The organism is Halanaerobiales bacterium (assembly GCA_035270125.1).
Lineage (GTDB): Bacteria > Bacillota > Halanaerobiia > Halanaerobiales > DATFIM01 > DATFIM01.
Genome location: DATFIM010000037.1, coordinates 1 through 8,711, shown reverse-complemented (window position 1 = coordinate 8,711; position 8,711 = coordinate 1). Strand labels below are relative to the sequence as shown.

Genomic DNA, 8,711 nt, shown 5'->3' with positions numbered 1-8,711 from the left:
AGAGTAATTTGATATATTGATATGAATTCTCTGCATAACTTTTTGGGCTGTCTTATTATCTGTTTGCGGTAAAAGTAAACCAAATTCATCTCCACCCCAACGAGCCAGAATATCATCTTCTCTACAATTTTCTTTTAATTTTTTAGCAATATCTTTTATTACTTTATCACCTTTATCATGTCCATATTTATCATTTACTTTTTTTAGATTATTAAGATCACCAATAATTATACTAAATGGAAGATTTCTTTTTACATCCAATCTCTCCATTTCTTCTTCAAAATAAGCTCTATTGTAAAGATCAGTTAAACTATCATGATAACCAAGATATTTTATTCTTTCTTCCGCTCTAATTCTTTTAATAGCAGCTGAAGTATGGGCTATTAATAGTTCAGTTAACTCAAGATCTACTTCATCAAAATAATCTTTTTTGTTAGATATAACCTGAAAAATTCCAAAATCATCAATTGGTACGGTCATAGCTGATTTATAAGCAGAATTTGCCGGTTCAGCATCAGGGTCATCCCTTACATCTCCAGTAATTCGCGATTCTCCACTTTGATATACTTTTCCAGCTACACCGGTAGTAATAGGAGCTTTTTCATCTATTCCATCATCCCTAACTCCTGTACTTCTTGCTTTTACTACAAACATATTATCTTCAACTATATCAAGAGAACAGACATCAAAATTTAAGATGTTTTCTGCAGCATCAACTGTCAACTTATATATTTCATCTTCATTATCAATAGTTTCCATTTCTATAGCTATTTCATGTAATTCTTCTATTTTATTCTTGCTTTCTCTCAAATTCTTTTCTAGAAACTTTCTTTCACTTATATCACGATATAAAGCATACATTCCTACTTTATCATCATCAAGTTTAATTGGATAAGATAAAAGATATACTTCTATCTTTTCACCATTTTTCTTTTTTCTTACTGTTTCTTTTTGTACAATTTCTCCAGAACAAATTCTGTTTGAAACCTCATAGGCTTCTTTTTTATATTTTTCTGGAGCCAAAAATTCATTTATTTGTTTATCTTTAATTTCTTCTATTTCATAGTTAAAAAGTTCAGTAAAGCTTTCATTTATATTTATAACTTCACTATTTATATTCAAAATGGCGATAGCATCTGGTGAGTTTTCAAAAAGTTGTTTAAAATAAGCTTTTTGTACTTCAAGTTCTTTTTCAGCTTCTTTTCTATCAGTAATATCTCTAATAACTACTACTGCTTGATTTTGGCTAATAGCAGTCATCCTTGATTCAAAATATTTTATTCCTCCATCTAAAACCGGTAACTTATATTCAAAAACCTGTAATTTATTGTACTTAAGAGCTTTATTTAAATGATCTCTTATTTTTGCAGCTACTTCTTTTGGTAAAATATCTTCAAATTTACTTCCTAACATTTCACTTTTTTCTTTATAAAGATTTTCTTCATGACCGGTCCAGATGCTTTTATAAACACCTTTTCTATTAAATAATACCAGTATATCAGGCAGAGTAGCTATCATAGACAAAAATCTTTGTTCTCTTTGCATTAATTTTTTTTCCATCTCTTTTTTTTCAGTAATATCTTCAGCAGAACAAACTACAAACTCTACTCTATTATTATTATTTAAATTTGGAGAAGCATTAATGGAAATTAATCTTTCTTCATGATTAGAATTTTTTAACCAGAATTCCCCTCTGAATTCTTCTTTTCTATTAAATACTTTCTTATTAAATTTTATTAATTTCTTTGCTGAATCATCAGAATATAATTCGCTTATTTTTTTATTTTCTAATTTATTTTTTTCAAACCCCAAAAACTCAGCATGAGCTTCATTTACTCTTCCATAAACTTCAGGCTCAGTAAGAAACCAAACTTGATTTTGGATATTATTTAAAAGCATTTCCTGCTCTTTGTTAATTTTGGTGGTTTGTTTTATAAATTCATATTTATAAAAAATCATTTCAATATTATTTTTTAATTCAACTTCATTAAAAGATTTAGAAAGAAAAATAGATAAAGGATAAAATTCTTTATTTTTAAAAGTTTTTTCTTCACCTTCAGATATTAAAAAAATAAAGGGAATATCTTTTTCTTTGCTAATTTTTAGAATTTTTTTGTGTGATTTATATTTGCCCTGTATATTATTATCAACTATAACAAGATCTATCCTTTTATTGAATATATTTTCTATATTTTTCAAATCAGATAAATACGTTGTGGTAATTTTATAACTTGATTTATTTAAAGTACTTCGTATTTTTTCTTTTATTGAATTTTTATTGGTTACAATAACTAAACTTTTATTCATAATATCTCACCTCAATATTCCCTAAAAATAAAGATTTATATATTCTATCCTCGGTAATATATATTTCTATAAAAATCACTTAATTCCTTTAATTAATTAAATAAATATAAATGAGATATTCTTATTAAAAGCTAAATTTCAAAAAAATTAGAAAATTCATATTAAAAAAAGCTCTTGCAAGAGCTTTTTTTATCTTCTAATTCTATCTTTGAAAATTATAAAAATACCTATTAGAATAAGAGCAATAGACCAAATATATTTGAAAAATCCTTTTTCTAAATACTCAGAGAAAAAAATGATTGCAGAAAATACATATAATGAAGTACCAACATAAGTCGGCCAGCTTACATTAGATATCTGGCTATAATGAAGTATTTGTACTATCCAAAAAGCAGTTCCTAATAATAGAAAAAATAGTACACCATCCATTTTACCAAGAGTAAATAATTCATTTAATATACTATGAAGGCCTATCATCAATACAATACTTCCACCTATAAGTAAACCTACATTCCTTGATTCTGCTCTTTTTCCAGAAAAAAAATAAATTACAAGTAAAATTGAAGAGATAATAATTAAAGTCAAATCAACATTAATAAAATTAAAACTTTCTAGAAGCCAGATTGCCCCTAAAACTATTAATACCCCGCCAAATAAATTTTTCTTTTGTTTTTCCATTAACTCCCCCTCCTTTTTACATATTATATCTCATTTGTTTAAATAAAACAATTTTTAATTTTTTAATCTCAGGATTCGCATTGAATTTAAAACTGCAAGTAAAGCTACACCTACATCAGCAAAAACAGCTTCCCACATTGTAGCCATTCCAGCTACTCCTAAACCTAATACTATAAATTTAATTCCTAAAGCCATAATAATATTTTGCCAGACAATTCTTCTAGTTTTACGGGCAATACTAAAAGCAGTTAAAAGTGCAGACGGTTTATCATCCATGAGTACAATATCGGCTGCTTCGATAGCTGCATCTGAGCCTAAACCACCCATAGCTATACCAATGTCCGCCCTGGCCAAAACAGGTGCATCATTTATACCATCACCTACAAAAATCAAACGTTCATTATTATCTTTTGCCGATATTAATTCTTCTACTTTTTCAACTTTTTGATCAGGCAATAATTCTGAAAAATATTTATCAATACCTAATTTATTTGCTACTTTATTGGCTGATTCATCTCGATCACCTGTTAACATTATAACATTTTTTCCCATTTCCTTTAATCTTTTTATTGTTTTTCTGGAATCAGACTTTTCTTTATCAGAAATTAAAAAGTAGCCTTTATATTTTCCATTTATAGCAATATAGACTATTGTTCCTTGTTCACTAATCATTTCATCCTCTTTGATTATTTTAATATCATTTTCATTAAATAATCTTTTATTCCCCAGTATTATATTTTTATCATTAACCTCAGCAATTACTCCCCTTCCAGATATCTCCTTATAATTTTTTAGCTTAATATTATTGTCTAATTTATCATAATTCTCTTCATAATAATTAACAATAGAGATAGCTAATGGATGGGTGGAGTTATTTTCAACTAAAGCAGCCAATTTAAGGATTTCATCTCTGGTATATTCTTTTCTAGCTTTTATTTTATTTACTTGAAACTTACCTTCGGTTAAGGTACCTGTTTTATCAAACACAATTTTTTTAACATTATTTAAAGCTTCAAGATAATTTCCTCCTTTTACCAAAACACCTTCTCTTGAAGCACGACCAATTCCTCCAAAAAACCCAAGAGGTATAGAAACTACCAAAGCACAGGGACAGGAAATAACCAAAAATATAAGAGCTCTATAAAACCATTCTGAAAAATTTGCCCCAGAAATAACTAAAGGGGGAATTACAGCTACTGCCAATGCAGTATATACTACTGCTGGTGTATAATATTTAGCAAATTTAGTTATAAATTTTTCAGTTTTTGCTTTTTTAGAACTGGCATCTTCCACAAGATCTAAAATTCTAGAAACTGTAGAATCTTTATACGAATCTGTTACTTCAATTTCTAAAAGACCTTCTTTATTTATCATACCGGATAAAATTTTTTCACCTTTTTTTATTTTTCTAGGTTCTGATTCTCCTGTCAGAGCAGAAGTATCTAGCCTTGATTTCCCTTTTTTTATAATTCCATCTAGAGGAACTTTTTCCCCTGCTTTAACTACAATTATATCTCCAATGTTTATATTCTCCGGTTTCATTTTTTTAATTCTATTTTTAGTTTTTAACCAGGCAAAATCTGGTTGAATATCCATTAATTTTTTAATAGATCTACGTGAGCGTTTAACTGCTTTATCCTGAAATATTTCTCCTATCATATAAAATAACATAACAGCAACTGCTTCTGGATATTCATTTATTGCAAAAGCACCAAATGTAGCTATTACCATTAAAAAATTTTCATCAAAAACACTGCCCTGTTTAATATTGTTATATGCTGTTTTTAGAACTCTTTCTCCCACTAATAAATAACTCATAATATAGAATCCCAAAGAAAATATTGGAGATATATTAATTGTAAAAAAATTTACTTTATCTATCATAATTGCAATGAAAAATAAAATACTGCCCATAATCAGTTTATTATTTTGAGTAAATATACTACCTCTTTTTTTATTCTTTTCAGTTTCTGTCTTATTATTTTTGATTTTTACTCCTGGTTCTATTCTATCTGCTATTTTTTGAATTTCATTTAATTTTTCTTTCCCTTTTTCGCTTTTTATTTTTATTGTACTTCTAGCAAAATTCAATTCTGCCTTATCTATATAAGCAAGTTCATTGATTTCTTTTTCTATTTTATTAGCACAATTTGTACAGTTTAATCCCTCAATTTCTAACTCTTCTTCTTTTTTTGTTTTCTTTTTCATATCTACATTATTCATTAATTTCACCCCTTTTATATGAATACTTGAATAATTGTTCATATATAGTATATAATAAAAATTATATATTTGTCAATACATATATATTTTTTTAATTTCTTATTATAAAACTAAGCTTTAAGCTCAACTTATACACATGTTTTCCACAGTTTGTGCATAATTATTAACAATAGTTATTATTTAAAATAAGAAAAGGCCTGGAAGGGGATTTCCAGACCTTTTAAGGAGTTTAGGTGATTAAGGGGTATATCACAAATTTATTTAACAATAATAATTACTATTACCATTATATAATATATATTTCATTTGTCAAGAAATTTTTGAAATTTATTATTTATTTATCTAGAAAGGAATTTGAGTTTTTTCAAAGAATAATATTTAATAGTTGATTATTGTTTTTTAAAGAAAATTAGACCGATCTTTTTAGGAGTGATTATAAATGATGATGGTAGGAATAGCTGGAGGTACAGGTTCAGGCAAAACAACTCTAGCTAACACTTTGATTGATACTTTAGAAGAAGAAAATACAATCTTTATTCCACATGACAATTATTATAAAGATAGATCACATCTTCCTTTTTCAGAAAGAAAAAATGTTAATTATGATCATCCAGAGGCTTTTGAAACTAATTTGTTAGTTTCACATCTAAAAAAACTTCAGGCAGGTAATACAATTAATATGCCTCAATATGACTATTCAACACATACCAGAAAAGATAAAACAATTAAAATAAGTCCTAAACCAGTTATTATAGTAGAAGGTATCCTGGTATTAGCAGATGAAAAACTAAGAAATTTATTTGATATTAAGTTATTTGTTGATACAGATTCTGATATTAGAATTTTAAGAAGGTTAAAAAGAGATATAAATGATCGAAATAGAACTTTCCAATCTGTTTATGATCAATACTTAACCACTGTTAAACCAATGCATGAAGCTTTTGTTGAACCTTCAAAAAGCCATGCTGATATTATTATCCCAGAAGGTGGAATGAATGATGTAGCAAACAATCTTCTTTTAACAAAATTAGAATCATATATAGCTGAAAGAACAGTTAATAAATAAAAACTCCCCTTTTCAGGGGATTTTTTATTTGTTTATTAATTTTTTGCCTTTTTGGTAGTATTTATCCTGAATATTTTTAGGAACCATACTCCCCCCAGTCGACCAAACAATATGCGTTGAATTTTCATTCGAAGTGTTAAGATTATTTTCATAAAGATAGTTAAACGCCTCATTATCTTTATGAAGTCTGGCAACTCCTGGAAAACCAGCCAGAGCAGATGGTTCCAAATCAAACCCTATCTCATCTTTTAATTCAGCCAGCAAAATAAATAAAACATCATCTTCAATGGTATATATTCCAGAAAGTAAATTTTCCATCATCTTTCCAACAAAAGCAGAAGGAGTCCCAACAGCTAAACCATCAGCAGCAGTAATATTATCAATACCAAAATCCTGAACAGAAATTTTATCATGTTCCCCAGTAATCATTCCCAACAACATTGCAGGTGAGTGTGTTGGTTCCGCAAAAAAGCAATGAACATTATCACCAAAAACTAATTTTAATCCAAAACAAATTCCTCCTGGACTACCTCCCACACCACACGGTAGATAAACATAAAGCTGGTTATTATCATTAACTTTTATTTTTTTATTTTCAAGTTGTTTTTTTAAACGAAGAGCAGCCACTGCATATCCTAAAAATAAATCTTTAGAATTTTCATCATCTACAAAATAAGAATGGGGATTTTGAGCAGATTCTTTTCTTCCTTCTTTTACCGCTTTACTAAAATCAGACTTATATTCTCTTATTTGAACCCCATGCTCTCTCAGTAAATTTTTTTTCCATTCTTTAGCATCTCGTGACATATGTACAGTAGTTTGAAATCCCAGTGCTGCCCCTGTAATTCCAATACTTAAACCAAGATTACCTGTAGAACCAACTGCTAAAGAATATTTATTGAAAAATTTTCTGAATTTATCATTAGCTAAAATGCTGTAATCATCTTCTAAAGATAACATTCCTTCCTCAATTGCTAGATCTTCAGCATGCTTTAAAACTTCATAAATACCTCCTCTTGCTTTTATTGAACCTGCAATAGGTAACTGATGGTCGCATTTTAAAAAAAGCTCTCCATTAATTTTAAGACCATAATTATATTCCAAAATATTCTTGAATTCATTTATGTTTTTTAAATTAGATTCAATAATACCATTTTCATTAGCTGTTTCAGGAAATTTTTCAGCTATAAAAGGTGCAAATCTTTTAAGTCTTTTCTCTGCTTTTCTGATATCTTTTATACTAAGAGTTAACTTATCTTTTACTTTATCAATTTCTTTTTTTTCAGAATTAATCCAAAAAACTTCTTTTTTATTAATAACATCTTTTAAAATAGGATGTTTTTCTTTCCATTCTTCTACACTTATTCCTGATATCATCTTATCAACCCCCATATAATCGCTTATAAAGTTAATAAATAATATTTTTATTAATTTCAGAAATATCACTACATCCGGTCAGTAACATTGCATTCTCCAGTTCTTTTTTTATTTTATTAAAATAATTTTCCACACCATTTTCCAGTTCACTAAATGCAGCAATGGCAACCGGTCTTCCGATCATAACAGCATCTGCTCCAAGAGCAATCATTTTTAGGACATCTATTCCACTCCTAATTCCTCCATCAGCCAGAATAGTTACTTCATTATCAACTTCTTTAGCTATTTTGGGTAATACTTCAGCAACTCCTGGGGTATGATCCAGAACTCTTCCTCCATGATTGGAAACATACACTGCATCAACACCAGCGTCAACTGCTTCTCTTGCTTCTTCTGCTGTCATTATACCTTTTACAATAAAGTTAAATGAATAATCTTTAATTATTTTCATCAATTTTTGAGCCGGTTTAGGTTTTATTTCTTTACCCATTAAATTTATTGTAGTTAATCCAATAGTATCTACATCCATTCCAATAGTAGTAACATCAGTTTCTTTCTCTAATCTTTCTAATTTTTTCCTTAAGGTTTTTTCTTCCCATGGTTTTAAAAATGGGATTACCGAACCTGGATATTTATTTGCAATTTCAATACCTGCATCAAGAACATACTTCCGAACTCCATCACCAGCAGAAACAATAGTTTCTGCTTTATAACTCCCTCTGGCGACTGAACTCAAATATTCTATTTCTGATATTTCCTCACTCATATTAAAATCTACTCCTCCAATAGGAGCAGCCATAACTGGCAAACTAATCTTTTTATCAAAAATTTCTAGAGAGGTATCTACTTTATTTATTTTAGAAAAAACTCTCATATTCAATTTGTATTCTCGTAAAGAATCATAATTAGCTTTAAAAGAAGCACCTGATCCTTTACCTCCCATACCAGGAACTTCTCCCTCACATCCTCTACCATCACATTGAGGACATACTCTACAAAAACCATCCATTAATTTTCTTGCCTGTTCTTTTGCCATAATAAAACCTCCTTGCAAATTTCT

The 8,711-nt window shown here is 28.4% G+C and carries 6 protein-coding genes; 1 reads left to right on the top strand and 5 read right to left on the bottom strand.

The genetic code is table 11. The features are described from left to right. The 3 genes from VJ881_01950 to VJ881_01940 form a co-directional block, all read right to left on the bottom strand. Positions 1-2,307: PAS domain S-box protein (locus tag VJ881_01950; protein HKL74803.1), on the bottom strand; the 2,307-nt coding region annotated here is incomplete at its 3' end. A 189-nt stretch (positions 2,308-2,496) separates the two neighbouring features. Further along, a complete protein-coding gene (locus tag VJ881_01945; protein ID HKL74802.1) occupies positions 2,497-2,985 on the bottom strand; it encodes a hypothetical protein in 489 nt (162 codons plus the stop codon). A gap of 54 nt (positions 2,986-3,039) precedes the next feature. Continuing rightward, positions 3,040-5,208, bottom strand: coding sequence for a heavy metal translocating P-type ATPase (locus tag VJ881_01940; protein HKL74801.1), 2,169 nt, complete (start codon positions 5,206-5,208; stop codon positions 3,040-3,042). Positions 5,209-5,647: 439 nt separating this feature from the next. On the opposite strand from VJ881_01940, the gene udk reads away from it, so the two are divergent. Beyond that, positions 5,648-6,274, top strand: a complete 627-nt coding sequence (gene udk, locus VJ881_01935) for a uridine kinase (GenBank protein HKL74800.1) — start codon at positions 5,648-5,650, stop codon at positions 6,272-6,274. Between the two features lie 24 nt (positions 6,275-6,298). On the opposite strand, the gene VJ881_01930 is transcribed toward udk, so the two are convergent. Both VJ881_01930 and VJ881_01925 read right to left on the bottom strand, forming a co-directional pair. Continuing rightward, positions 6,299-7,651 (bottom strand): D-serine ammonia-lyase, encoded by a 1,353-nt coding sequence (locus tag VJ881_01930; GenBank protein ID HKL74799.1) that lies wholly within the window; start codon positions 7,649-7,651, stop codon positions 6,299-6,301. 31 nt (positions 7,652-7,682) lie between these two features. Continuing rightward, complete coding sequence (locus VJ881_01925; protein ID HKL74798.1) at positions 7,683-8,687, bottom strand: alpha-hydroxy-acid oxidizing protein; 1,005 nt, start codon at positions 8,685-8,687, stop codon at positions 7,683-7,685. Positions 8,688-8,711: the final 24 nt, after the last annotated feature.

Coding starts and splice junctions, on each gene's coding strand:
- VJ881_01945 (HKL74802.1), bottom strand. CDS start 2,985: ATGGAAAAACAAAAGAAAAATTTATTTGGCGGGGTATTAATAGTTTTA.
- VJ881_01940 (HKL74801.1), bottom strand. CDS start 5,208: ATGAATAATGTAGATATGAAAAAGAAAACAAAAAAAGAAGAAGAGTTA.
- udk (HKL74800.1), top strand. CDS start 5,648: ATGATGATGGTAGGAATAGCTGGAGGTACAGGTTCAGGCAAAACAACT.
- VJ881_01930 (HKL74799.1), bottom strand. CDS start 7,651: ATGATATCAGGAATAAGTGTAGAAGAATGGAAAGAAAAACATCCTATT.
- VJ881_01925 (HKL74798.1), bottom strand. CDS start 8,687: ATGGCAAAAGAACAGGCAAGAAAATTAATGGATGGTTTTTGTAGAGTA.